General features: G+C 32.5%; 22 protein-coding genes. 9 read left to right on the forward strand and 13 right to left on the reverse strand.

Features of this window, described 5'->3' with window-relative positions; all coding sequences use genetic code 11:
• Positions 1–290 precede the first annotated feature (290 nt).
• Complete coding sequence (locus AXG55_RS04170; protein ID WP_148696875.1) at positions 291–875, forward strand: hypothetical protein; 585 nt, start codon at positions 291–293, stop codon at positions 873–875.
• A gap of 65 nt (positions 876–940) precedes the next feature.
• Here the strand turns inward: AXG55_RS04170 and AXG55_RS04175 are convergent, their stop codons facing one another.
• From AXG55_RS04175 to AXG55_RS04190, 4 genes are read right to left on the reverse strand one after another with little or no spacing between them, the layout of a single operon-like run.
• Positions 941–1,249: a Trp family transcriptional regulator gene (locus AXG55_RS04175; RefSeq protein ID WP_148696876.1), complete on the reverse strand. Its 309-nt coding sequence runs from the start codon at positions 1,247–1,249 to the stop codon at positions 941–943.
• A gap of 12 nt (positions 1,250–1,261) precedes the next feature.
• On the reverse strand, positions 1,262–1,984 hold the full coding sequence (locus AXG55_RS04180; RefSeq protein ID WP_148696877.1) for a motility associated factor glycosyltransferase family protein: 723 nt from the start codon (positions 1,982–1,984) through the stop codon (positions 1,262–1,264).
• On the reverse strand, positions 1,968–2,411 hold the full coding sequence (locus tag AXG55_RS04185) for a hypothetical protein (RefSeq protein ID WP_148696878.1): 444 nt from the start codon (positions 2,409–2,411) through the stop codon (positions 1,968–1,970). Before AXG55_RS04185 ends, AXG55_RS04180 begins: the two co-directional genes overlap by 17 nt.
• Positions 2,412–2,447: 36 nt before the next feature.
• Positions 2,448–3,809: a 1-acyl-sn-glycerol-3-phosphate acyltransferase gene (locus AXG55_RS04190; protein WP_148696879.1), complete on the reverse strand. Its 1,362-nt coding sequence runs from the start codon at positions 3,807–3,809 to the stop codon at positions 2,448–2,450.
• Between the two features lie 91 nt (positions 3,810–3,900).
• On the opposite strand from AXG55_RS04190, the gene AXG55_RS04195 reads away from it, so the two are divergent.
• The 4 genes from AXG55_RS04195 to murB are packed head-to-tail and all read left to right on the forward strand — an operon-like array spanning position 3,901 to position 7,988.
• On the forward strand, positions 3,901–4,587 hold the full coding sequence (locus tag AXG55_RS04195; RefSeq protein ID WP_233231368.1) for an alpha/beta hydrolase: 687 nt from the start codon (positions 3,901–3,903) through the stop codon (positions 4,585–4,587).
• Positions 4,584–5,936, forward strand: coding sequence for a GTPase HflX (gene hflX, locus AXG55_RS04200; protein ID WP_148696881.1), 1,353 nt, complete (start codon positions 4,584–4,586; stop codon positions 5,934–5,936). Before AXG55_RS04195 ends, hflX begins: the two co-directional genes overlap by 4 nt.
• A complete protein-coding gene (locus AXG55_RS04205) occupies positions 5,930–6,259 on the forward strand; it encodes a hypothetical protein (protein ID WP_148696882.1) in 330 nt (109 codons plus the stop codon). The genes hflX and AXG55_RS04205 overlap by 7 nt, the downstream gene beginning before the upstream one ends.
• Before the next feature lies 1 nt (position 6,260).
• Complete coding sequence (murB, locus tag AXG55_RS04210; RefSeq protein WP_148696883.1) at positions 6,261–7,988, forward strand: UDP-N-acetylmuramate dehydrogenase; 1,728 nt, start codon at positions 6,261–6,263, stop codon at positions 7,986–7,988.
• A 36-nt stretch (positions 7,989–8,024) separates the two neighbouring features.
• Here the strand turns inward: murB and AXG55_RS04215 are convergent, their stop codons facing one another.
• The 6 genes from AXG55_RS04215 to AXG55_RS04240 form a co-directional block, all read right to left on the reverse strand.
• Positions 8,025–9,935 carry a chemotaxis protein CheB gene (locus AXG55_RS04215; protein WP_148696884.1) on the reverse strand — a complete coding sequence of 637 codons (1,911 nt, stop codon included), beginning with the start codon at positions 9,933–9,935 and terminating at the stop codon, positions 8,025–8,027.
• Positions 9,932–12,094: a methyl-accepting chemotaxis protein gene (locus AXG55_RS04220; RefSeq protein ID WP_148696885.1), complete on the reverse strand. Its 2,163-nt coding sequence runs from the start codon at positions 12,092–12,094 to the stop codon at positions 9,932–9,934. The genes AXG55_RS04215 and AXG55_RS04220 overlap by 4 nt, the downstream gene beginning before the upstream one ends.
• On the reverse strand, positions 12,091–12,582 hold the full coding sequence (locus AXG55_RS04225) for a chemotaxis protein CheW (RefSeq protein WP_148696886.1): 492 nt from the start codon (positions 12,580–12,582) through the stop codon (positions 12,091–12,093). Before AXG55_RS04225 ends, AXG55_RS04220 begins: the two co-directional genes overlap by 4 nt.
• On the reverse strand, positions 12,579–14,339 hold the full coding sequence (locus AXG55_RS04230; RefSeq protein WP_148696887.1) for a chemotaxis protein CheA: 1,761 nt from the start codon (positions 14,337–14,339) through the stop codon (positions 12,579–12,581). Before AXG55_RS04230 ends, AXG55_RS04225 begins: the two co-directional genes overlap by 4 nt.
• A gap of 216 nt (positions 14,340–14,555) precedes the next feature.
• On the reverse strand, positions 14,556–15,506 hold the full coding sequence (locus AXG55_RS04235; protein ID WP_233231369.1) for a tRNA/rRNA methyltransferase: 951 nt from the start codon (positions 15,504–15,506) through the stop codon (positions 14,556–14,558).
• Between the two features lies 1 nt (position 15,507).
• Positions 15,508–16,737, reverse strand: a complete 1,230-nt coding sequence (locus AXG55_RS04240) for a DNA recombination protein RmuC (protein ID WP_148698807.1) — start codon at positions 16,735–16,737, stop codon at positions 15,508–15,510.
• Between the two features lie 268 nt (positions 16,738–17,005).
• Between AXG55_RS04240 and AXG55_RS04245 the strand changes: the two genes are divergently transcribed.
• The 3 genes from AXG55_RS04245 (at position 17,006) to AXG55_RS04255 (ending at position 19,281) form a co-directional block, all read left to right on the forward strand.
• Entirely contained in the window at positions 17,006–17,533 is a 528-nt protein-coding gene (locus AXG55_RS04245; RefSeq protein ID WP_148696889.1) for a DUF2058 family protein, read from the forward strand.
• Positions 17,534–17,619: 86 nt separating this feature from the next.
• Entirely contained in the window at positions 17,620–18,744 is a 1,125-nt protein-coding gene (locus AXG55_RS04250) for a DsbA family protein (protein WP_148696890.1), read from the forward strand.
• Positions 18,745–18,807: 63 nt separating this feature from the next.
• Positions 18,808–19,281: a c-type cytochrome gene (locus tag AXG55_RS04255; RefSeq protein WP_148696891.1), complete on the forward strand. Its 474-nt coding sequence runs from the start codon at positions 18,808–18,810 to the stop codon at positions 19,279–19,281.
• A gap of 9 nt (positions 19,282–19,290) precedes the next feature.
• Here AXG55_RS04255 and AXG55_RS04260 read toward each other — a convergent pair whose 3' ends face one another.
• Positions 19,291–20,025 (reverse strand): response regulator, encoded by a 735-nt coding sequence (locus tag AXG55_RS04260; RefSeq protein ID WP_148696892.1) that lies wholly within the window; start codon positions 20,023–20,025, stop codon positions 19,291–19,293.
• 202 nt (positions 20,026–20,227) lie between these two features.
• Here AXG55_RS04260 and AXG55_RS04265 point away from each other — a divergent pair, with 202 nt between their 5' ends.
• A complete protein-coding gene (locus AXG55_RS04265; RefSeq protein WP_148696893.1) occupies positions 20,228–21,115 on the forward strand; it encodes a CheR family methyltransferase in 888 nt (295 codons plus the stop codon).
• A gap of 30 nt (positions 21,116–21,145) precedes the next feature.
• On the opposite strand, the gene AXG55_RS04270 is transcribed toward AXG55_RS04265, so the two are convergent.
• On the reverse strand, positions 21,146–22,486 hold the full coding sequence (locus tag AXG55_RS04270) for a hypothetical protein (RefSeq protein WP_148696894.1): 1,341 nt from the start codon (positions 22,484–22,486) through the stop codon (positions 21,146–21,148).
• 128 nt (positions 22,487–22,614) lie between these two features.
• Complete coding sequence (locus AXG55_RS04275; RefSeq protein WP_233231370.1) at positions 22,615–23,502, reverse strand: phosphatidate cytidylyltransferase; 888 nt, start codon at positions 23,500–23,502, stop codon at positions 22,615–22,617.
• Positions 23,503–23,522: the final 20 nt, after the last annotated feature.

The following is a 23,522-nucleotide window of genomic DNA, read 5'->3' on the forward strand; positions in this document are numbered from 1 at the left end:
ATATATTAAATCATCTTATGTAGATTTATTCTCTATATAAATTAAAATCAAATGGATGAAATTCTATTTTAATATTCATATCGTTTTTTTATTTATTTTAATTTATAATTGGTTATCTATTTGATATCTAGGATTGATATCTAGATTGTTGAGATGACTTGTATAGTGTGAGTTTACGCAATTTACAAATTCAAGTTCAATAACTGAAATAGATTGATTGTAGCGCATGCAGTAACAAAATAGGCTTTTGAAGAAAGGATTCTTCAGGAAAGCTAAGGAGCATATACTTTATGGATGAAGTGAAGCTAAATAAAGACGAAGAAAAACATATTCGGACTTTATCACAATATTTAGAGAAATTTCATGTGGCGACAGGCTTTCAAAACAAGGAAGTTGCTGAGTTACTTAATATGGATAAAAGCTATTATAATAAGATTAGACTAAAAAAGTTTTCTCCTATTTCTAATAGTATTGCTATTCTAAAGAAATTTGCATTTCTTAATAATCAAAGTCTTATAAAATTTATTTCTGAAATCGAGGAAATGAAACCACATTCTGATTTACAAGAAATAGAAGAACAGGAGTGGGAAGTTATTATTAAAAAAGCCTTTGCTGATATGGGACCTGTTCTCAGAAAAGTTCTGGTTCAAGAAAGAATTAAAAAAATTCTTGATAATGATGAGAAATGCATAGAACTTTTGATTAAAAACTTTGTCCTTTTATCTATGATCATTGATATTTCTGAAAATGATAAGTGGTTTCGCGTTATATTAGATCTTATTTTAAATATTCATAAAAATTTAGAGGGTGAAATTGATCTCGATTTGAAAATGCTTATCGAAAGAATGAAAAAAATGACTTATCAATCACAATAATTCATTAAGCAATAAGTTACAAACTAAAAATTGGATATGCTATTAAAATTAAGAATTTGATTTGTTTAGGATAAGTTTTGATCAGTTCTTGGAAATACTTTGTGAAGCAATTCGTTATTTTCTTGTAGCATGCGACTTCCTCTTGTTACGGTAGCAATACCTACTCCTAATTTTTCTGAAATTTCTCTTTGTGCAATTCCTTTGGAAATCATATCGACAATTTGTAATCTTTGTGAGAGGGCATCTAACTCTGCAGGTGTTAAAAATACTCTTAAAAGTTGCTCGCATTCTATATCATCCAGGTTTTTTTCATGAACCTCTGCTATAAATTCGAGAATTTCTCGAGTTGATTTATGGGAACGCGGATGAATCATAAGTTCTTTCCTTTAAAAATAAACTGAAATGAGAGAGGAACTTGGTCTTATAAGAATTCTGCTGTTTGAAGCGCTATTGCTTAAGCCATGTGAAGGGCGTTCCAAATTAAATTTGCCACTGTAAAGGGCTCCTATGATTTCAACTTCAGCCATTTCTTTTTTACAAAACAGAGAAAAACTCATATTTTTGATTTTCAATACTTCAAATTCAATAGACGATAATATGAGTCCGCCATGAAAGTAACAAATGCCACCGTTGGGTAGTAAAGTGAGGAATCTTTCTGCTTCTAAAATATTTGCATTTTCGTGATCACGTCTGCCTCCAAGACCACAAAAAATTTCAAGAAATACTTTTTCATCAGAAGAATTTTGCAAAATGTGATCAAGCAGAGCTGCAAAATCACTATAATTTTTATTTTTCTTAAGAGAAAGTATATGAATTTCAGGATTCTTTAAATTCAGGTTTGAATTTCTGTTACTTTCAAGCTTTTTTTCAAGGTACTTTGTTGCGGTTGGGTTCAAACTATCAGCATCACCTACCCAAATTAATTTAGGATATCTTATTTTATTTTTAATAATATAATTTAATCCACCATCAGCAGCAAATAAAATAGAATTATTTATTTTTTTTATGGAGGTTGATTTAATGTTATGTGATAGTACTTGTGTGTTTGTTATTAAATTTTTTCCATTTAAAAATATAATATATTTTTTAATATTAAGCCTCTGATTCATGTTGGTTTGATGATATATTTTCAGCTAACCAGATATGTCTCATTTCTGCTTCAAGTTGTTCTGCTTGGAATAAAAGATCTCTTGCTTTTGCAAAGCCAAGTAATAACCCAATTATAAAACTCATAAAAGCAAAAATGATACCAATTCCACAAATGGCAGCAACAATAGTTTGAACTGATGTGTTATTTATCACTTCAGATAGTTTTCCATTTTCAACACTAGAGACTATTGTTGCTTTTAAAAAAGTGATAACAAGTGCTAAACTTGCAAAAAAAACAACGGGAATTAAAAATGATAATAGGGGATAAAAAAAACGTACCAAGTTCGCATTGCCTCGTGCTTGTAAAATACGACGCGCATGTTCTGGAAAATGTTTTTTTAAATACAATTCAAATTGTGAATTATAAATTTTTTTTATTTGAGTCATAATATGAAAAAGCCTTTAAGGTGTGGCTAAAGGAGGTTATCCTTTAGTATTTTGTTCTTCTTGCTTTTTTATTTTTTGCAAAGTGCCGTCGGATATTTCTCTCCACTCTTTCATCAACTCATACCAGCCTCTGGGAAAGAAAAAACGCAGTTTTGCAAGTCGTAAAAAACCTGGGAAAAAATTGATACTTTCCTGAACGATAAGACTCAACACAAGAAATGTTGGAGTCAAAATCAAGAATGCGACCCATATTACGACTTTATTGTAGCTGGGTAAATAGATTCCAAAGAAATAAGTAAAAACCGAAGACGTAAAAAATGCCCAAAGAGGGAAAAACCACATTCCGTGAGCGATTTTCATAGTTGCTCGGACATCTCTATCTGATGTGCTTTTTTTAGCTAAACGTTCACAGAATTTAGCAGGCATACCCCACACAATTGTCCCTAAAAATTCTACAGGAAATGCGATAAATAAATAAAACCATCCGTGTCTTAGCATGATCCAAAAAAAGTTTCTTCTCTTGTAATGCGCATCACCCCAGACCAGTTGCAGGGGCGAGACATTGACGGCTTGCATCATGCGCCGCATGGTTTGAATTCGTGCCATGAGAATGGGGTCAGCATCGAAGTCAGGTCTGTATTGTTCAACAAATATACGAAATTCTCGTGATGAATGAGCTTGTCTACCATATGCAAGTTCAAATAAAAATCTCCAATTTCTTTTTTCATCCCAGCTAAAGAAGCTAGCAAAGCCTTGCTCTAAGGAATCTCTTACACCATCCATTATGTCTTTTACGGAATACTCACTTGAAGTGATTACAACAGGTTCACAAAAGTGTAGATAAAGTTCACTTCTAAATTCATCTTTTTCTGAATAGTCAATAACGGCGGGCTGGACGACAACGGAAAAATCGGGATTACTTGCTTTGCTCATTGCTTGCAGAGCCATACGAGCTAATCCTGTTTTTAATTGATAAATAAAAGGGTCATCATGGCTGACTCCTTCGGGAAATATTAAAATACAATCACCACCTAAGAGAGCTTCACCTACTTTTTGAAAGGCTTCACTATTTGACTTTGCGCGCCAATCTGGGTCAAAATTTCCTTGCTCCAGCATTTCCTTTTGTGCTTGTACATCTTTTTTGATGTCTTGCAGCCTGGTGACAGGAATTGCTTTTGTTATAGCTAAAAATTGTTTCATAACGGGCATAGACCACAATGTGTGTTTTGCTAAGGGACGTATTGTAACAGGAGCCAATCCCAGCATGACCGCAGGATCTACAATTCCACTGGAGTGATTTGCTGCCCAAATGGCACCACCGCCTGTATAGGGAGTTCCTGAAATGCTTATTTTTTTAAAAAAAATCCGGCAAAGGATAAATGCGAGTAAGCGAATCATGAAGTTGCCCCAGGGTTTTGCGATATCTTATTTTTAAGTATATTGCCTTGGCGGTCATTAGAAAATGTCAAATTCACCTAATGGAGAAAGAATGTCATTACAACGGAACATGAAATGGATTGGTTCAAAAAGTATTAATCAGCTTGAAAGTCCACTGAAAACAATTGCCCTATGCAAAGGTAACAATATTAAAAATGTCATTATTTGTATGCATGGATTTGGCGATAATGCGGCAAATTTTTCCTCATTAGGCAATGAAATTAAAATTGATGATGTTTTATGGTTATTCCCTCAGGGACCAAGAAGTTATCCCATGGGCGAGGACGGTTCTCAATGGTTTCCTTTATTTAATAATCCAACTGAAGAAAGAAGAGTTTCGGAAGATTCCATATTGCAATTATTATTTAATGTAACAGAGTGTTTAAAATTAGAAATGAATAAAATTTTTATTTTAGGTTTTTCTCAAGGTGCTGCGATGTCACTTCTTTGTGGATTGAAAAGTAAAGAAAAACTAGCGGGAATTCTTTCCCTGAGTGGATTTCTTATTCAACCGCATGTTATAAAAAATACTTATTCTGGTGAGGGAATTGAAACCCCGTTGTTTATTGCACATGGAAATCAAGATCAAGTTATTTTTCCGGCAACTTATTTTGAAACAATTGATTCTCTCAAAGATATGGGATGTAAAAAACTGCGATCTAAAATTTATTCGATGGGACATTCTATTTGCCAAGAAGAAATTAAAGATATTACTAAATTTTTAGAGGAATATCGTTGACAAAAATAAATATTGATATTGAAAAAACGCTGGAATTAGAAAAATCAAGGTTACAACTTGAAAACCGTGATCAAGGTGGGATGACGGCTTATTTAGTCAGTTTAGAACTTCCCGAAGATGATCCTGCTGATATTCAAGAAAGTCTCCAAGAATTGGGAGCGTTAGTCAGAACATTAGGTGATGAATGTATTGGCGTCACGGTGCAAAAAAAAGCGAAACCTGTACCTGCAACATATATTGGACTTGGTAAAGCAGAAGAAATTAAAAATTCATGCGTTCTTTTAAAAATTGATTATGTTGTATTTGATCAAGAACTTTCACCCACTCAGGTAAGAAACTTAGAAAATTTAATTGCAAAACCTGTTTTAGATAGAACAAGTATTATTTTACAAATATTTAAGAAAAATGCACGCTCAAAAGAATCGAAAACTCAAGTTGAAATTGTGCATTTGGAATATATGGCTCCCCGACTTTCTAATGCTTGGATTACTTGGGAAAGACAAAGAGGCGGTGGTGGTGCCGGTGGCCGCGTGAAAGGTGCTGGGGAAACACAAATTGAAATCGACCGTAGGCGCATGAAGGATAAAATTTCTTCCTTAAAAAAAGATCTCGAAAAAATATTAAAAGAAAGAGAAACGCAAAGAAAAAATAGAGCTGATGAGTGGAATGTTGTGTTGGTTGGTTATACCAATGCCGGAAAAACAACATTAATGAACGCCCTTACAGAAAGTCATTTGTCTGCAAAGGATTCCTTATTTGAAACTTTAGATTCCAGTGTGCGACGTATTCGTGGCACAAATAATATGAATATTCTTGTAACCGATACTGTTGGTTTTATTCGTAATTTACCTCATGGCTTGGTAGCAAGTTTTAGAAGTACTATGGAAGAAGCGAGTAAGGCCGATTTATTGCTTCATATTGTAGATATATCGCATAAATCATATAAAGAACATATTAAAGTAACAGACGAGGTTCTTGCTCAAGTAGGGGCTGCAGAAGTTCCAAAAATAATTGTTTTTAATAAGATTGATAATATTGTCGGTGAGCCTCGATTGCCTCGTATTTTAGCACGAAGTTATCCTAAAAGTATATGTATTTCAAGCCATAAAGAAGAAGATATCCGTCGGTTTAGAGAAATGATTGTACAATTTCTTGCTCAAAATATGGTTGAAAGCACGTTTCATGTAAATTATGGTGATTCCAAAATGCTTTCGCTTATTTACTCTCACACGCGAGTTTTAGAATCGAACTGGACACAAGACGAAGGAATATTTAGAGTGCGTATGTCAAAAAGCGTTTATCAACGCTATTTTGTGAGTGGAAAAAATGAGGATATTCAAGAATGGTAAATCAAAATAATAAACAAATCCCTGAAAATATTAAAAATAAAATATTAGAACTCAAAGCTCTCGAAACAAAATTGGGTCATTTGCCACCTGAAAATTGGACTGTGGGAGAGCTTTATTCAAGAATTGAAAATCAAAATTATTCTCAAAGTGCAACACAAATGGAAAAACAAACGGAAATTTTATTTGCTGAAATTTGTGAAGAGTTGGTGATTCATAATTTTGATTACTCTGAAATTGTAAAAGAAGTGAATGCGCAGCTCTGTTATACGGGCGGTCCTAAATATTGTAATGAAGAAGAGGTTGTGGAAGCCTTAGGAAAATAAAATGCAAAGCTCACTGCCAAGTTTTTTTTTACAAAATCAATCTTTAAAAGATAAAACATATTATAAAATGGGAGGAATAGCCCGTTACTTTGCCGTTCCACAAAATATCAATCAAATTCAAGAATCTCTTTTTTGGTGTCAAAAGAATAAAATTCCCTGTTCCGTATTAGGCTCTGGAAGCAACTCTATATATGCTGATGAAGAGTTTAAGGGGCTGGTTATTTCTTTAGAAAAATTAGCCAAATGGTTTTGGGAAACCGATGAATTTTTATTTGTCGAGGCCGGTGTTACGAATACGGAAGTATCAGAAATATGTATGGCCGCCAATAGAGGGGGGGCATCGTGGATGCACCGTATGCCCGGTCAAATGGGAGCCTCTATTCGTATGAATGCCCGCTGTTATGGTGGAGAAATTTCTCAAATCGTAAACCAGATTTTAACTATTGATACCAATGGAATTTTAAAAACATATTTGGCAGAAGACGTTTTTAAAGGTTACAAAAGTACTTTATTAATGAATGTTCCCGAAATTGTTATAGGAGCAAGACTGCATTTTCCCCATGTTGTGGCAGCAGAAAAATTAATTCAACATATGCTTGAGTGTGAAGCAGATCGCCATAAAAAAAGACATTTTTATATGCCCAGCTGTGGCTCCACGTTTAAAAATAACTATTCTGTGGGACGGCCTAGTGGACAAGTGTTTGATGAACTTGGATTTAAAGGTTACAGCGTTGGTAGTGCGGAGGTCAGTCAGTTTCATGCCAATTTTATTTGGAATAAAGGTCATGCTTTGACATCTGATTTTCTCAATCTTACTGCCCAAATGCGAAAAAAAGCATTTGAAAAAGCTCATGCCGTGTTGGAATTAGAGGTACAACCCGTGGGTCTTTTTTCTCAAGATCAATTTGAAAATTGTGGCATGGAAAAATTAGGACCTTCCTATAAAGCGGAGAATGAAAAAAGTTGGGTTGGCTTATTGTTTTATCCTGATGAGAAATTAAAGGAAAAAAAAACAATTGCAAAAAATGAAACCTCATTCCCTTTTAAAATATTTGATTCTTCTTTTATAGAATATTCACAAACTCCTCTTAATGGCTGCACTTCTGTAGGAGTGCAAATATTACAACAAATTCCATTTGAAATAGCGAAGAATTTTCCTGATAAACCTTTCTTAGAATGGCAGACCTATTTAACGGAAGATCCACAAAATATATTTCTATTAAAAGTAAATTTAAAAAATAAAAAAAATCCACAAAATAAATTTGTAGATGAGCTCTGGCAATATAGTGTAAGTGAAATTTTTTTCGCGGACTCCTTAAATCCTCATAATAATTATTTAGAATTTGAAATGACTCCAAATGGAGAATGGGTTGCTATTGAATTTATGGGGGTAAGGCAAAGAAGTAACAGAAATGAAAAATTAACTAAAAATATTTGGAATAATATGATATTTAATAATTTATGTCATAGCTTTTACAAAGAAAAGCAATTAAGATATATTTTTGGTATGACTTTTACATATGCACATTTAGAAAAACTCTTAAAAAATAAGAATCACGAGATACTCATTCAATGCGCTTTGAGTTTGGGTAATTCGAGATATTATTTAGCACCCTATTGGAAACACGAAGAGTTTATTCAAAAACATGATAATGGGATAATAATTCAAAATAACGCAATGCCTAATTTTCATCAGCCTGAAAAATATTGGAAAATAAAATTATTTTAGAAAATTCTAAAAAATTTTTGATGCTTTTTAATTTTATCATTTAACTTTGATATGATTTAAAAGAAGTTCTCTAATCTCATGTAAATCACCACTAAAACAACTTGCTCCCAGGGCTTCTGCTTCTTTTGGCATGCCATATATGACGCAAGATTCTTTATTTTGTGTGAAGGTAACGCTGCCATTTTGTATTAATTTTAAAAGCCCATGTGCTCCATCATTTCCCATACCAGTCAATAATATGCCAACCCCTTTTGCTTTAGTCTTAGCCAATGATTCAAACAGAAAATCGATACAGGGGCGCAGCTGATTTTTGGGTGGCGACATATCGGGTTCAATTCTCAATTGTCCCTCTTTTCCTTTCACTATGATATGATTATCTCCATCTGCCATATATATGTATCCTGGTTTTAATAGGGGACGCTCTGAAGGAGAAATAAATTTTAAACCAGAAACTTTTTTAATTTTTTCAATAAAATCTTTAGAAAAAATATGCGGTAAATGTTGCACTATTAAAATGGGTGGAAAATTTGGTGGCATATTTTTTAATAACTCAGCTAGAGCGATTGTACCTCCCGTACTTGCTCCAATAGCTATAAAATTTGGTAATAAATTTTCTAATTTTTTCTTAATTTCTTTATGCTTTATAACTTTATTCTCTTTATTATTATTTTCTGGATTTATACTTTCATTTGAACTTAAAATTCTTTTTAAGTATAAAATTGTTTGAGATGTTTGGTTTTCAAAATTTCTCCAGTCAATAAAATCTTTGAATATTTGGCTTTCATGAAAAATATCAATATTTTTAATTTCTTTTTGTAATGGATATAGAATGGACTCAATGATAAAAACATTTTTATTTGTTTTTAGATAATTAAATAGAAAATGAATTAATTCAATCGTCTTGTATTCTTTGTCTATAATTATGATTTTAGGTTTTCTATTTTCAAGAAATTCTTTTAAATTTGATATTGACTCAATTATTTTAAATGTTTTTAATTCTTTTTTAACTCTCTCAATAAATGGCTTAATTCTATTTTGATCAACTAGGGTGTATAAAATGATATCATCATCATTTTTTGAGATATTTAAATTATCTTGTAATAACTTTTGATAAATTGAATTACCAATATGAATAAGATTGTGCTTCTGTGCTTCAATTTTTTCACTATGACCGAGGCAAAGATATCCATTATTTTTTAGCAAACTATAAAGATTTTTTGATATCTTATTTGAAACCTCTGGTTTAAAATAAATAAACAGATTTCGACATAAAATAATATTGAAGCTATCATTTTCAATTTCTGAATTTTTTATTTTGATAATATCTTTATATGAATTGATATTTCTAATATCGACATTATAAAAAGTACAATGTTCTCTAATTTCTCTGCTTATCGCAAAAAAATTTTTTGCTTCGTCTCTTCCATTTAAAATGTATTTGCGATATTCCAATGGAATATTTGCTAATTCTGTTTTTGAATAGACTGCATTTTGACATTTTTTAATAGAATGATAATCAATATCAAAGCCATTTATAGCGAAATTTAAACCTAAAAGTTCATTACACAGTGACTTTAAGACAAAGGCTAGGGAATATACTTCCTGTCCTGTGGAACAAGGTACCGATAAAATATTTACAAAACGGAGATTGTTTTTTTCGTACTGATTTTTTATTTCTTGTGCAAGTAAAGTAAAGTGTTTGTCTTCTCGAAACCATCCTGTCGTATGAATTGTGACTGCCGATAAAAAATTTTTAAATTCTTCATCGGATTTATCAATCAAATTAAGATAATTTTTAAAATCAAAATGTTGAGTTTCAGTCATTCTTTCAAGAACATTTTTAATAACATAATTTTTAATTTGGGGTGATTTTGCCTCAATTCCTGTGATACTGGATGACAAATCCAATAAAACTTCTATTTCATAATTACTTAAATTTATTTTCATAAATTTTTTATTTCATTAAACTGTTCATCTTCAGCAGTCAATTCGACTTTTTCAAGTGGATGACTGACTTCAGTTTTAGATTTTATATTGTCTGCCACTTTTCCTAATAATGATTTCACTTCTATTTTTGAAGGATCTATGGTATTAAAGTTGTTAATTTTATTATCTTCTTTCCAGGATTCTGAAAGTTTTTCAATTAATTGCATTTCTTTTTCTTGTCGATTATTTAATGAAATATTTCCCAAAATAAGAACTTGAACGGCCTTCATAATTTTTTCTAATATCAGTCCTTCTTGTTTTAACTCTTTCGACAATTCATTAGTCTCTAAAGCTAAGGAATTATTTTGTTTAGTGGCTTCATCCATTTTTGACATGGCTTTTACAACTTGGTTTACTCCAATTTGTTGTTCTTTTGTAGCCTGAGTAATTCCTTTCAATCGTTCATTTATGCTTTCTATTTCATTTGAAATAGTAACAAATTCTTTTGCTGCATCACTAGATACCGTTTGGGCATCAGATATCTTTTTTGATGTGATTTCGATAATTCTTGATATTTGGTTTTGACTGTCTAGTAATAGAGTTTGGATTTCCTTTGCAGCGTTTCCACTTGTTAAGGCTAAATTCCCCACTTCTTCAGCGACAACTGAAAATCCTTTCCCTTGTTGTCCTGCACGTGCGGCTTCTATGGATGCATTTATGGATAAAAGTTGAGTCTTAAATACAATGTCATTTATAACAGAAGTTTTATTTGTAACTTCTGTAATTATATTTGCCATATTTTGCAAATCTGCATTGGCATTTTGAATGGATTCCATAGAATTTGTAAGTTTATCCATAATAGCGTTACCTTGTTGCGTTTTTTCATTTACTGTAGATGTAAAAACGCTACACTCATTTACGTGCTCTACTGTTTGTGTGATCATACTGGATATTTCGCTCATAGCGCTCACGCTTTGTTCTACGGCATTGGATTGATCCGCGGTAACACAAGCTACTTTCCCGGAAGATTCGGACATATTATTGGCAGTAATAAATGTTTTAGCTGCCGAGTTTTTTAGGTGTTCACTTATATTAATAAATTTTTTACTAACAGAATTGATAACAAAAAATGAAATAATTATGAAAAATAGTCCGATTAAGCATATAGATATAAAAAACTTATACTTTAAATAATAAATTTTGCTGAAAAATGAGTCTGTTTCTGAGCGAACCAGCACTGTCCAGCCAATGGAAGAAATCCATTTAGGGGAATTTATTATCGAAAATCCACCAATTGTATCCAATTTTTTTCTAGGATGATAGGAGGAAATAATACCCATTTTTGTTGCTAGGATATAAGCAGCTCTATCGGGGTTTCTTTGAAATAAATTGAGTTTGTTTAATAGTTCATAATCTCTTTTATATTCTTGGACATTGGTAAATGAAGGATCATAATCAGCAATAACTATACCGTTTGAGTCAAGTAATGTAATTTCAGTTTTGGGAAAACCTTCTTTAACTAAACTCTTATATGATTCAATAAGTTCATTTTCTATATATGAAAAGTTAGCTCTATTAGACATAACGCCAATCATTTTTCCTGATTTATTATATACAGGGGCACTAAAAGTTGTTGTAAATGATTTTGTTCCATATACATTTGTTACAATGGGATCAATATAAGGGCCTTCAAAATAGGTTCCTTCAAATTTCTTTTCAGAATCTTCAGTAAATTTTTTTGTTACAGTATTTATAAACCATTTTTCCTTAGAAAAATTTTCTTGGGATATCTTTTGATAATTTATAGAGCTTCCAGTTGTATTTAGTGTGTTTGTAGCAATAATATTTCCATTTAAATCGGCGTAAATAATGAGATCGTAAATGCCATACAATGCGGAATACTGATTTAAATACGCTTCCATCTTTTTTTTATCATTCTCTTGAAATACAGGGTTTAAAGCAAATGCTTGCACATCGCCATATCTTTCATAAAATTGCGCTGAAATCGCATTGCCTATGCTATTTGATTTAGTTTCTAAAACTGTTTCCATGTTTTGCATAAGCTCATTACTACTACTTTGCTGTTCAATCATTGAAAAAATACATAAGAAAAAAATAATTAAAGTTATCAAGGCAATAATTTTAAAACGCATTGAAAAATAAATATTTTTGAAAATCATAAATTATCCTTTGCCAAATTAGAAATTTCTTGAATATTTGTAATTTCTTGTGCATTTAAAATAGATTTTATATCAATTATTGTTATAATATTGTTCTTAAATTCACACATTCCTTTAATATAATCATTGGGAATATTTGATTGTATATTTGGTTTTTGGCTTTTTTCCAGAAAGTTTAAATGATATACGCCTTCCAATTGATCTGTTAAGACGGCTAGTGAACCATTTGAGGTATTAAATAAAATCATAGCCGCATTTTTGGGAGAATTTTCTTTTGCGGCATATCCAAATCTCACGCGAAGATCAATAGCCCCTACAATTTCTCCACGCACATTTATAACACCAAGATAGGAGTTTATTGTATTGGGAACAGGTTTGGGAATTTGGCATTCAATAACTTCTCTTACTTGAAGAATTTCAGTGCCATATATTTCTTGATTGAGGCGAAAAACAAGGTATAAATCTTTACTTTCATCTTCTATGTTCAAGACATCATCTCCTTTGTTTCTTGCTTAATATGATTTTCCATGGGAATAATGAGCTGATTTATGAGTTCTTTCAAACTTAAAATGAATGCCGGTTCGCCACTTGGTAAAACGGTAGAGCCTGTAAAATATTTGAGATTTTGAAATTTTTCACTTTTCTTCCTAAATACGACAGACTCAATACCGATGATTTCATCAATTTCAAAAATATAAAGAGTTGAATTTAATTCAACTATCAATCCTACTTGCTTTTCAGAATTTTTATTTTCTTCAAAATTAATTTCATTTTTTAAATATTCACCCAAATTTTTAATGATAGAAGGAATATTATTAATCATTGAAACTTTTTCACTATTAGTGACTTTATTTGAAACTAATTTTGAAAGATCTAATACTTCATTTATTTCAGAAATAGGAACAACATATTTTAAATTAGAAACATTTATAGTTAAGACATCAATGATGGAAAGGTTTGAGGGAAGGTTGAATTCAAATGAAGAGCCTCTATCTATTTGACTTTTAATATTTACATATCCACCAATTTCTTCTAAAACTTGTTTGACGACGTCCAATCCAACGCCACGGCCAGAGACCTCTGTTACTGAGTCTGCTGTTGAAAATCCAGGTAAGAAAAGAAGCTGGTATATTTCTTGTTCACTTAATTTCGCATTTTCAGAAATTAAATTTTTTTGAATTGCTTTTTTTAATATTATATTGGGATTAATTCCTTTTCCATCATCGGTAATTGTAATCGTCACATGACTTGTGTTTTGTTTTGCAGAAATATGAATAAAGGATTTTATGGGTTTGTTTTTTGAGATTCTTTCTTCCGTTTTTTCAATTCCATGATCTACAGCGTTACGAATGACATGCACCAGAGGATCTACAAATTTTTCGATAATATTTTTATCAAGTTCAACATGCAAACCTTCTGTATCAATAGTTAAATCCTTATTTTGTTGAATGGCTAAAGATTTAGCGGCTCTTTCTAATCTTTGAAATAATGATGTTAAGGGGAGCATTCTTAATGAAAATACATTTGATTGTAGTTCTTTTATTATTTTTTCACAAATTTGAATTGAATTCGAGAATGATTTTGAATTATATTTACCAATTAAGTTGCAGTGAGAAATTATCGAATGATGTGTGCATAATTCACTAATATAATGCATTATAATGTCAATTTTTGAAGAAGATATTCTAATGGTATCATAAGATTTATTTTTTGAAATATTAAAATCTATATTATTTAAATTTTTATCGGAGTTTTTTTCCTTATTTGTTGAGTCTTGTTCAATTTTAAGTTCGTTGTTACTAAATATTCCAAATTCATGGCCATCAAGTATTTTAGGAATGTCACTAGAAGAATTTAATGAAGTAAATTCTTCTATGATTTTCTCAATATCTGCAATTTCATCTGGTACAAATTCAATATTTTCTTTTAGATTATCGCACCAATATTCCATAAGACTATGACATTTAAAAAACAAGGCAACGTATGCGGGTGTGTATTCACATTTTCCATCTCTCAGAAGCGTGATGACATCTTCAACTTTATGGATAAAGGATGCAAAAGCATCTAAATTAACAGATCGCGAAGAGCCTTTAAGGTTATGCGCATACCGAAACAAAGTTGTGAAGGAGTCACTCGAAGGATTTTTTTCCATTTCAAGGCATGTTTTTTCCCAGCTTTCCAAAGTCTCTTCTGCCTCTTCCATAAATGTGGCTATAAATTGTTTTAAGTCATCTTGATCGCTCATTTATGAAACACCAATTCTCATTCATTAGTAAAAATTATTATTTTGCGGACTCATATGAATCGGTGTTTGTATAGATTTATTCAATGATTTTTTTTAATAAAATTGATACTTTAACTTGTTGATTTTGGAATATATTTTTAATAAAATTATAAATTTCTCAAAAAAAATATGCGAATTCTTTTTCTGAGAAATTAATGTATAGATATTGAATTCAAGTTACTTTTTGTTTCCGCGCCAATGTTCCGCTAAAACAACGCTGGCGGCACAAGCAATATTTAGGCTTTCTACATTGCCTGTACTTGGAATTTTCACTGTTTTATCGCCAGCCTGCATAAGAGATGCTGTAATGCCATTTCCTTCAGAGCCAAAAATGACAAGCATTTTGGGAGGCAGATTTTCTTCATAAATTGATTTACCGGTGTGACTGGAAGTTGCTAATACTTTGTAATCATGGGAACGAAAAGCACGTACAGCTTTTTCAAAATTATCGGTCGTAATGATTTTAATATACTCCGCTCCGCCTTCAGCAGTACGGTACGCAGCTCCCGATACTGCGGAATCCGTATGAGAAACTAAAATAGCTTGAACACCAAAATTTGCACAAACCCGCATAATCGCACCCAGATTATGAGGGTTTTGTACATTTTCCAAAGCAACAACACAGGATACCTTGGCATTTTGCTTCTGATCTTTTAAGTAGTCTTCATAATTTTGTGTAGGGTTCTTTTTAATTAAAAAGCAAACACCTTCGTGGTGGTTTGATTCAGAAACTTTCATAATTTCTTCATTGGTGATCACGCGATAAGCAAGCTTTTTATCGACACAGTATTTTAATATTTTATTGAAATCTTTAATGTTCTCTTCGGTAATATAAACACGAATAATGTCTTGTGGCCTTTTGTCAAATACCATTTTGCAAGAATGGATTCCGCATATTTTCATTTCTACATTTTTGCGGGCTTTTGGAATTTTTCTGTATTCCCCATGTCTTTCTTTTTTTTCTGTTTCGTTTTCAATCTCCGTTTCTGTTTCTTCTTTACCTATAAAAAACTCTTTTTTTGGAGCGCTATTTTTAAAGGAATCTTTTTTATAAAATCCATCTGCTCTATGGCCTTCTTTTTTTTGAAATCCAGATTTTTTATCTTTAAATCTATCTTTTTTATCCACTTTATTCTCCATTGATATTTAAAATTCCTATTTGTCCTTCTTGAGGTATCATTTCAACTTTAGTTAACTTATTAGATATTTGTTTTGACCTGTGTGAGGCCTCTCCAATTTGTTTACTTGCGTCATCAAGTTTTTCCTGCGTTTTTTCAAGCAACTCAGCAAATTTATAAAAATCCTTTTTCACTGCGGTCAGCAATCTACGAATTTCGTCAGAACGTTTTTCTACAGCCAGAGTTCTAAATCCCATTTGTAAGCTATTGAGCAAAGCAACTAAAGTTGCGGGGCCTGTCACTATGACCTGATGCTCACGACGCAGAAACTCTTGCAATCCATTAATCCTAAGAACCTCTGAATACAATCCTTCTGTTGGCAAAAACAATATGCCAAAATCGGTTGTATATGGAGGATCGATATATTTCGCTTTAATGTCTTTTGCAAAGAGTTTTATTTTTAATTCGAGTTGTTTAAGAGAATTCTTTGTTTCTTCAATTTTTCCTTGTTCACTTAAATCTAAAACTTTTTGATAGTCTTCCATGGGAAATTTGGCATCAATAGGGAGCCAAAGTGGGGTTCTATCATGCTGTTGTCCCGGTAATTTCACTGCAAATTCGACATAGGCGGAGCTTGCTTTTTTGGTTTTGACATTGCGCTCAAATTGTTCAGGAGTAAGGAAATCGCTTAAAATTCTATCTAATTGCTCTTCTCCAAAAACCCCTCTGGTTTTAATATTACCTAGTATCTTCTGTAAACTATTTACATCAGAAGCCATTCTTTGCATTTCCCCAATTCCAGAATTGACTTGATCGAGTCTTTCGCCAACCAATTGAAAAGATGCGTTTAGCCTTTGCTCCAATGTCGTGTGTAATTTTTCATCAACTGTGACGCGCATTTGTTCTAATTTTGTCTCATTTTCTCTCCGGATATGCATCATCTGCTTTTCTACAGTCTCGCGGACGTCTTTGAGGGCTTGGTTGTTATTTTGAGTTAAATTGCCTAAAAGGAGAGCTAAATTTTCAGATAATTCTTGTCTTGTTCGTCTTAAGCTGAGGGAGCTTTCTTCTCTATTATTGCGGATTTCTTCTTTTAAGGTTTTTAAAATTTTCTCTTCAATACTCTCTATTTTTAATGAAAGTTCCTTTTTTTTTATAGAATTTTCAAGGCGATATACTATAAATAAAAGAAGCGGAATAGTGATGAAACTATTGATTGTTAAAAAGTTTAGATATTCCATGCTAAGTCCTTTGGTAAGCTTTGAAAAAAATGTAAAAAAGACAACAATATTATTTTGCCATATAAAACGGCATACCATTGAAGTTCTCATTTTGACGGCATAAGTCTTTTGTCAGAAGGCGAGTTATCCACTTTCAATGTGGATAACTTATTTTAGATTTTCATTAAAAACTTGTATTTTTCGCATTTTGATAATGAAATAGTGCGTCTCGTCCAAATTGACAATCGGGTAAAGTCAGGTGAAGGATGAAGAGAAGGAGGTACATTTTATGAGCTTGAGGGATCAGCTTTTAAAAGCGGGGCTCGTTTCAAAAAAACAGGCCCAAAAAGTCGATGCCATGACTAAAAAGCAAGATCATGATGCAAAAAAAAACAAACAACTTGCAGATGTTTTGAATGCAGAAAAACTATCTGAAATTGAGAAAATTGAACAAGAAGCTATTAAGCGTAAAGAGCTTGATAAAGATCTTAATAAGCAACGTGATCTTTTAATTAAACAAAGAGAATACTTTTATAGAGCAAGACAAATATTAAATAGCAATTGTCTAAATGATAGCAAAGCATCTGAACCTTATTATTTTGAAGAAAATAGTAAAGTTCGAAAGGTTATGGTAACAGTTTGGCAAAGAGAAATGCTTGCTCGGGGTAAATTGGGAATTGGCAGACCCCTGGATGAAGTGGATGAGTTTTATATTATTCCCTTGGTGGCTGCAAAAACAATAAAGGATATTGCACCACAAAGACTCCTGACTTTGCATTCGGAACTGGATGACACTGAGGAAATTGATTTGTTTTAAAATTGATTTTTAATTTTTGCAGGGTACTGGATTCCCATTTGATAAAATTGTATGCTCCCCTCTAACCTATTGGAGATATTGAACTTATGGAAGAAAATAAATTAACAAAAACGAGTACGGCTAAAGTCTTAGGTTTTTTTGTGGGAGGCTTGCTTCTCGGCTCTTTAGCGACAGCAGGCGTCATGATTTCTAAGAATAATAAAAAAGCGGCCGATCTTTCAGCCGTGGTGGGAAAGCCCATTTTATCTGTTGACGGAAAAACATGGGATACGACATCTCTACCTGGTGAAGCAGGAATGGACTATTTCACGCTTCAATCAAACATCTATAATGCCGAAAAGAATTTTGCTGGCCAGGTTGCGGCGCGCATTGCCTTAGCGAATGATTCCGGAAAAAAAATCAGTCCAACGGAACTGCCTAAAATTGACGAGTTATTGCCTGTAGCCCCTGTTTCGGAGCAAGATGCTAAACAATATTATGAGAAAGTTGTAGCACAAATGGGCAATGGCGTTTTTGGTGGGCAATCCTTTGATAAGGTAAAAAGTCAATTGCAAATGCAAATGACGCAGCAAACTATGAACGAAGCCATTATGAGAAAAATTCAAGAATTGGAAAGCACAGGTAGGATTAAAGTTCTTTTATCTGCTCCTTTATCACCGCCTGTTAAGTTAGACTTAGCTGGTTATCCCGTTCGTGGAAATCAAAACTCCAATACGGTTCTCGTTGAAGTATCCGATTATTTATGCGCACATTGTAGAGAAACAGAAAAAGTTATTGAAAAAATTTATGATGATTTTTCATCTAAAGTAAAATTTGTTAATGTGACTTATCCGTTAAACCCGCAAGGATTAAGTGGGGCGTTGGCTCGTGGTGCGTTTTGTGCTACAAAACAAGGTGGCAAGCAATTTAGAGATTATCATTCTCTCGCTTTTCAAATTTCCTTTTCTAAAGCAACGCCTCCTGCGGGAGTGGAACCTACAAAAGCATTTGACAATGAGAGCATAGAAATTGCTAAACAAGCAAAATTAGATGTGCCTTCTTTTTCATCATGTTTGACCTCAAATGAAGCTAATGAACATTTGATAAAAGTTCAAAATCAATTTAATTCTTCTATTGGATTTAAAGGAACGCCTACATTTTATCTCAATGGCAGGCTTATTGATGTCAATCCACAGCAATTAGAAGCGACTTTAAAGACGGCTTTGAATTAGTTTTAAATTGTTTGTTACTTTGAATTTGTTATCTTATTTTTTGTTACTTTAAGGGGGATTACCGTGCAAGCTCCTGCTCGCGTTCTTTTGGCTACGACTCTTGTTTCCATTGCTGTCGTTTTGATTGTTCTTTATCGCTATGATTTATTAAAATTTGGGAGATCGGGAGGTGAGAGTGCTTCAAATTCGGCGCCTGCCGCATCTTCTGCCCCTCCTGTTTCTGCAGGCTCATCAGCGGTGAGCCCTGAGGTTGTCGCTAATGGCAAAAAACTTTATGAAACAATGACATGTAATTTATGTCATGGAGCAGATGGAGCTGCTGATAGTCCCACTGGAAAGGCAATGAAAGCAACTAATTTAAAAACAGGACAATTTCATGCTAATAAAGAAAATCTCCCTGCTGTGAAATACATTGTTAAAGTCATTGAAGAAGGTGTTGCTGGTACAGGAATGGCGAGTTTTAAAGCCCAAATACCTAATGAAAAAGACAGGCAAGATCTTGCTGAATACGTTCATTCTTTGGTAGAAAAGAAATAATTTGAAACATTAAATATCAAGTTTTTCTTTTCTTTCTGGAACATATTCTTTTGATGTACTTTGCTCTAATATTTCAATTCCAAAATCCCTTGTTTCATCTGTAAAGTACCGAAACTCTACTCCTGCACAATACTCTCCCATATTATTTGCGCATCCGTTCCACAGAACTTCTCCAATACCAGCAAGCTCTTTTGTATTTGAAAATGTAATGTGAAAATGAACGTAGCTACCCGCTTCGTGAATTTCTTTACCTGTATGTAAAAGTGCCCCTCCTCTGCCCATTATAATTTCAGTTGAATTATTTTGATGTTGACTCAATTTAATATGCTTTGGGGCTTCAATTTTAGGTTTTAACGCATATCTTTCAATAGGAGGTGTGCTCAGCCATTCCAGCAATTCAAGTAAATTAGGTAAATCAAATGGCTTCGTAATAAGCCCCTCTGCTCCGTGAGCGTAAATTTCTTCTTTTGTGATGTCGGCAAAGGCAGTGATAAAAATAAAAACGGGTTTTTTTAGATTTAGGCTTTTTGCGCCATCGAGAAATTCAATTCCATTTCCACCAGGCATACGAATATCGCTAATAACAAGGTCAATTTTTTCATTTTTTACAATTTGTAAGGCTTCTCTTCCGTTTTTAGCTTCTAAGGTTTTTGTTTGTGCGTTTTCCAATTCGGATACAAGCATTTCTCTTAAATCGGGTTCATCATCCACCACAAGTACGAGACGACCTTTCAAATGCCCCATAATATATCCCCAAAAATTTATGAAAATAAAAAATTCTTTTACAATTTATATTATACATTAAGTATTTGTTTTTTTTGCTTGAGCAGTTACTTTCTTTTTGTGTTAGATTTTCGACATGCGCCCTCATTTTTTTATTAAAATGTCGATAATGTTAATGTTGATTTATAGAATATTAATGAATATTTATGGGGTTTGAATAAAATTGACGACTTCACCTCAAAAAAATACAATCACACATGAAGATTTGATGTCAGACATACAAGGTTTTGAATCCTTGGCAAAAATTCTTTTCCAGCGAACTGGAATATTTATGGATACAAGTGAAAAAAGCTATTCTTTAATGTCAAATAGAATGCATAAAGTATTAAGAAAATATAGCTGCAATTCCTATAATGAATTTATCAAGCTTATAGAAACAGGAAATGCTGTTATAATGAATGAATTTTTAGAAGTATTAACCACAAATACAACCCATTTTTTTAGAGAAAATGAACATTTTATTTTCCTTAAAAAAAATATGCCGTTAGTTGAAGAATATCTTGTTAAGGAAAAAAGAAATGAAATTCGAGTGTGGTGTGCTGCTGCAAGTACAGGCGAAGAACCTTATACGATTTTAATGACAATATTAGAATATTTATCAGATAAACCCAAATTTACAGTTAAAGTAACTGCAACAGATCTTAATTCTCAGGTTCTAGAGAAAGCAAAAGAAGGTATTTATAAGGCTGAAATTACAGAAAATGTACCGGCAGATCATATTCTAAAATATTTTGAGAAAAATCAAAAAATCCCTCCAGAATGTTTTCAAGTAAAAGAAAAGTTTAGGAATATGATCGAATTTAATAAATTTAATTTAATGAATGAATCCTATTATTTTCCTCATAAATTTGATATTATATTTTGCAGAAATGTTTTAATTTATTTTCCTCATAAAATAGTTGAAGATACTGTTGTTAAGCTTTCTAATTGCCTTGAAAAAAAAGGATTTTTATTTATTGGTCATTCCGAAGCTATGATTGGCGACAAGCATAAATTAAAGTCGGTCGTTCCTGCAGTATATCAACACCCATCAGAAGCACCTAAAAGTTAAGTTTTAAATTCATTTTTTAAGTAACTATTTTTAATTTTCTTCTTGAGATATTCCTAGATATTTTGCGACTCTTGAATATATTTTATTCCATATAAATTTTTCTATAACAACTTCACCGGTTAAAATTCCTTTGGCATCAAGTAATAAAGTAGATTCTTTGTCTTTTTGAGATACAAAATTTGACTTCCAATTCAGTTTTATAGGCAAGAAACCTACTTTTAAATATAAATCTTTAAGCAGAGGAGGCGCGCTTGTAAAAATATGTGTGTGCCCCGATTCAATCACAATTCTAACAATTTGTCTTATCATATTAATAAAAACATCACTTTCTCGAAATTCTTTATCCCAGGCAAATTTAGAAATTTCAACAAATTTTTTATTCCATATCCATTCTGGAATTTCATCAATAAAAGAATTTATTTCAGACTTATTTTTGTCTTTATTATTAAAAATAATTCGAATACATGCAATAGATTTTCTTCCTACTTTGCAGACAAGTTGTCTTGAATAATCGTCATACTTATCTTTAACGTTATCTATATTATGAATACCTTCATCAAATAAGCTATTTTGTCTTAATATCATTACTTTTTCAAGTTCAGGAGGGTCTTTGGCATAGAAATAAGTTAAGCTATTTTCAATAATATCAACAGGAAGATTATCATTTCTTAATTCTTTTGGAGTGACTTCAACACCACTAAAAAGAATATATTCAACCATTACTTGTAAAAATCTCGAATTAGGATTTTCAAATTTAACATCTACGGAGTACTTGTCTTTATCATTTGATTTATTGAAATTTACACTAGTTACTGTAATATTTATTAAAAATTCATCGCATGTTGGTATGCTTACTTTTAATTGTAATTGTAAATTAGGAAGTAATGTTTTATTTCTTGCAGAAGTAAAAAGAGTCATTCCTTTAGCATTAATTTTCTGAATTTTAAAAATAATTTTTTCTTGAAAGAAAAAAGGATCATCACACCAACAGTGGGGAGTAAAAATCTCGGGAATTTCATATGACTTTAAATTAGGTAATGATTCAGATTTATTATCATGGATAAACTCAACTCCATATCTTAAATAATTGACTTCATCAATAACTTCTTCAAAAATATAAATAACTCTTCCTTTTGAACAGCATTTTTTTTTATCTCTTGTAATATAATAAATTTTTATGATTTCACTTTTTTTAGGATAAGTAGAAAGCTTTTGATCTATAATATATATATTTATTCCCCATGGAGAAAGATCTGTAATTTCTCCATTTATGGAGCGCTTTTCTTCTTCGTCTTTAACGTAAACTTTTATTCCTTCTCCCAAATAGACACTGCGCCTCGTGTCTTTACGGTTTTCCGCTCCTTCACTCATATGTGGGCTCCCTATTTGCAGCCGTCCCAAATATTGAGAAATGTCCGCAGCTGATTTAGAAATCACCTATAAGATTCGGATTTTTAGGATGAATAGCGAAGTAAATTGAGTTTTGAGGTGTCAAAATTTCATTTGTACAAAGAGAAAAAGAGGAATGCTACGGGAATACCGAGTATCAGTGAGTCAATACGGTCAAGGAAGCCGCCGTGCCCTGGGAGAAGATTGCCACTGTCCTTGTAACCTCCCGCGCGTTTAAAGGCGCTTTCCATAAGATCGCCAATTTGTCCTGCGATTCCCATACAAATTCCTATTAAAATGGCATACCAAGCGGGGAAAGGGAGATTGAAAAAATAGTTGAGCAAAAGAGCTGTGATGCCACTAAAAAAGAGCCCGCCCGCCGCTCCTTCAACGCTTTTTTTAGGAGAGATTTTTGGAATTAATTTGTGCTTTCCAAAACGAGAGCCAATAAAATAGGCTCCTGTATCACCCATTAAAATAGTAGCTAAACAAAAATAAAGTTGCGCACTGCGATAGGAGCCATCGAAATGGAGCAAGCTAAGTTTTGTCAGGCAAGCCGCAGGCAACGCAAGATAAATAAAACCTGCAATAACATTTAGTAATTTATTAGATGCCGTATGCATGTCGGAAGCATTTCGATAAATCAGGGCGGCGGATAGAAAAAAACAAAAAAATGTCCAGCTAATAGGTAAAATAAGAATTTTTTGCGGATCATTTGCAAAAATAGTATTGGAAACGGAATAAGATATTATTAAAAAGGCATAAGAGAATCCAATGGCAAAATGTTTTGCTTTAAGCTTGGGGCGCGGTTGTTCTACGGCAGTGGATCCATCCATAATATTCCATCGTAAGGCTGCAAATTCCGTTCCCGAAAGAAAAATGGCTAGAGTTGTGATCGTCACAAAAAGAGGGTAAAAAAGGGGAGCTGGTGAAAAGCTCAATACATAAATTATGATTGAGGAAAAAACGGCGGCAGTTGCTAATCGAGTTTTAAGCATATATAAAAAACCAATCTTCT

This window comes from Silvanigrella aquatica (assembly GCF_001907975.1).
GTDB lineage: Bacteria > Bdellovibrionota_B > Oligoflexia > Silvanigrellales > Silvanigrellaceae > Silvanigrella > Silvanigrella aquatica.

What these genes read in the sequence shown, in the direction of transcription:
- AXG55_RS04170 (WP_148696875.1), top strand. Translation starts at nt 291, where the DNA reads ATGGATGAAGTGAAGCTAAATAAAGACGAAGAAAAACATATTCGGACT.
- AXG55_RS04175 (WP_148696876.1), bottom strand. Translation starts at nt 1,249, where the DNA reads ATGATTCATCCGCGTTCCCATAAATCAACTCGAGAAATTCTCGAATTT.
- AXG55_RS04180 (WP_148696877.1), bottom strand. Translation starts at nt 1,984, where the DNA reads ATGAATCAGAGGCTTAATATTAAAAAATATATTATATTTTTAAATGGA.
- AXG55_RS04185 (WP_148696878.1), bottom strand. Translation starts at nt 2,411, where the DNA reads ATGACTCAAATAAAAAAAATTTATAATTCACAATTTGAATTGTATTTA.
- AXG55_RS04190 (WP_148696879.1), bottom strand. Translation starts at nt 3,809, where the DNA reads ATGATTCGCTTACTCGCATTTATCCTTTGCCGGATTTTTTTTAAAAAA.
- AXG55_RS04195 (WP_233231368.1), top strand. Translation starts at nt 3,901, where the DNA reads ATGTCATTACAACGGAACATGAAATGGATTGGTTCAAAAAGTATTAAT.
- AXG55_RS04205 (WP_148696882.1), top strand. Translation starts at nt 5,930, where the DNA reads ATGGTAAATCAAAATAATAAACAAATCCCTGAAAATATTAAAAATAAA.
- murB (WP_148696883.1), top strand. Translation starts at nt 6,261, where the DNA reads ATGCAAAGCTCACTGCCAAGTTTTTTTTTACAAAATCAATCTTTAAAA.
- AXG55_RS04215 (WP_148696884.1), bottom strand. Translation starts at nt 9,935, where the DNA reads ATGAAAATAAATTTAAGTAATTATGAAATAGAAGTTTTATTGGATTTG.
- AXG55_RS04220 (WP_148696885.1), bottom strand. Translation starts at nt 12,094, where the DNA reads ATGATTTTCAAAAATATTTATTTTTCAATGCGTTTTAAAATTATTGCC.
- AXG55_RS04230 (WP_148696887.1), bottom strand. Translation starts at nt 14,339, where the DNA reads ATGAGCGATCAAGATGACTTAAAACAATTTATAGCCACATTTATGGAA.
- AXG55_RS04240 (WP_148698807.1), bottom strand. Translation starts at nt 16,737, where the DNA reads ATGGAATATCTAAACTTTTTAACAATCAATAGTTTCATCACTATTCCG.
- AXG55_RS04245 (WP_148696889.1), top strand. Translation starts at nt 17,006, where the DNA reads ATGAGCTTGAGGGATCAGCTTTTAAAAGCGGGGCTCGTTTCAAAAAAA.
- AXG55_RS04250 (WP_148696890.1), top strand. Translation starts at nt 17,620, where the DNA reads ATGGAAGAAAATAAATTAACAAAAACGAGTACGGCTAAAGTCTTAGGT.
- AXG55_RS04260 (WP_148696892.1), bottom strand. Translation starts at nt 20,025, where the DNA reads ATGGGGCATTTGAAAGGTCGTCTCGTACTTGTGGTGGATGATGAACCC.
- AXG55_RS04270 (WP_148696894.1), bottom strand. Translation starts at nt 22,486, where the DNA reads ATGAGTGAAGGAGCGGAAAACCGTAAAGACACGAGGCGCAGTGTCTAT.
- AXG55_RS04275 (WP_233231370.1), bottom strand. Translation starts at nt 23,502, where the DNA reads ATGCTTAAAACTCGATTAGCAACTGCCGCCGTTTTTTCCTCAATCATA.